Source organism: Kitasatospora sp. NPDC002227 (assembly GCF_040296285.1).
Taxonomy (GTDB): Bacteria; Actinomycetota; Actinomycetes; order Streptomycetales; family Streptomycetaceae; genus Kitasatospora.
The window spans coordinates 1-1,607 of sequence record NZ_JBEOWY010000125.1 but is presented as its reverse complement, the minus strand read 5'-3'; the positions used below and the strand labels follow the sequence as shown (position 1 = coordinate 1,607).

1 protein-coding gene is annotated in these 1,607 nt (G+C 72.1%); it reads left to right on the top strand.

Annotated features, from left to right (window positions below; all coding sequences use genetic code 11):
* Positions 1-1,607: type I polyketide synthase (locus tag ABT095_RS38745; protein WP_350534335.1), on the top strand; the 1,607-nt coding region annotated here is incomplete at both ends.

The following is a 1,607-nucleotide window of genomic DNA, read 5'->3' as shown; positions in this document are numbered from 1 at the left end:
CTGGACGACCGGGCGGGTGTGCGGTTGGCCGGGGTGCTGGCGCAGGCGGGTGAGGACCAGGTGGCGGTGCGTGGTTCGGGTGTTTTCGCCCGGCGGTTGGCGCGGGCGACAGCTGTGGCTTCCGGCAACGGCTGGCGTACGTCTGGTACGGCGCTGGTGACCGGTGGTACGGGTGGTCTCGGTGGTGAGGTTGCGCGTTGGTTGGTGCGTGGTGGGGCAGGGCATGTGGTGCTGACCGGCCGGCGGGGTCTGGAGGCTCCGGGCGCGGGTGAGTTGGCGGCGGAGTTGCGTGGGCTGGGTGCGCGGGTGACGGTGGCTGCGTGCGACGTGGCCGACCGGCAGGCGCTTGCCGCGTTGCTGGCTGAGATCGACCTGGCGGAGGAGCCGCTGCGCGCGGTGGTCCACGCCGCCGGCCTGGACACTGGCCAGGCTCTGGCCGACCTCACCGCTGAGGAGTTCGCCGCCGTCGTTGGGGCGAAGGTGTGCGGCGCGGCGCTGCTGGACGAGCTGCTGGGCGAGCGCGAGTTGGACGCCTTCGTGGTCTTCTCCTCGATCTCGGGCATCTGGGGCAGTGGCGGCCAGGCGGCGTACTCCGCCGGTAACGCCTTCGTGGACGCGCTGGTGGCTGCGCGGCGCGGGCGCGGGTTGGCCGGTCTGTCGGTGGCCTGGGGCCCGTGGGGTGAGGTCGGCATGGCGGCGCGTGGTGCTGCCGCCGGTGAGCTGGCCCGGCGCGGGCTCGGGGCGCTGGCCCCCGCCAGTGCGCTGCTCGCGCTGGAGTCGGCACTCTCGGGTGAGGATGCCACCTCCGTGGTGGCCGACGTCGACTGGCAGCGCTTTGCACCCGCCTTCACGGCGCTGCGCAGCAGCGAGTTCTTCGCTGAGCTCCCCGAGGCGGGGACCTTGCCCGAGCAGAGGGGCGTGGCCACGACTGCCGCCCAGCAGTCCGAATTCGCCGCCCGACTGGCGAAGTTGACCCCGGCGGAGCGTGAGCGTCAGCTGATCGAGCTGGTGCGTGCCGCCGCGGCCGCCGCGCTCGGCCATGAGTCGGCCACGGCCGTCGAACCGGACCGTGCGTTCAAGGAGTTGGGCTTCGACTCGCTGATGGCGGTCGAGCTGCGCAACCGTCTGGCCACCACCACCGGCCTCACGCTGGCCCCGACCGTCATCTTCGACCAGCCGACCCCGGTGGTGCTGGCACGGCATCTCGTTCTGCAACTCACGGGTGGGGAACCGGAGATCGGGCTTCCGGCGGTCTCTACTGGTGTGGTGGTGGACGAGCCGATCGCGATCGTGGGTATGGCGTGCCGGTTCCCGGGTGGGGTGCTGTCGCCGGAGGGGCTCTGGCAGTTGGTGATGGGCGAGGCCGACGCGGTCGGCCCGTTCCCGACCGACCGCGGCTGGGACTTGGAGCGGCTCTACCACCCGGATGCGGACCACCCCGGTACCGCGACCGTCAACCTCGGTGCCTTCCTGGAGGGTGTGGCCGACTTCGACCCCGCGTTCTTCGGGATCTCGCCGCGTGAGGCGTTGGCGATGGATCCGCAGCAGCGGTTGTTGTTGGAGACGTCGTGGGAGGCGTTCGAGCGGGCGGGTGTGTCGCCGTGGTC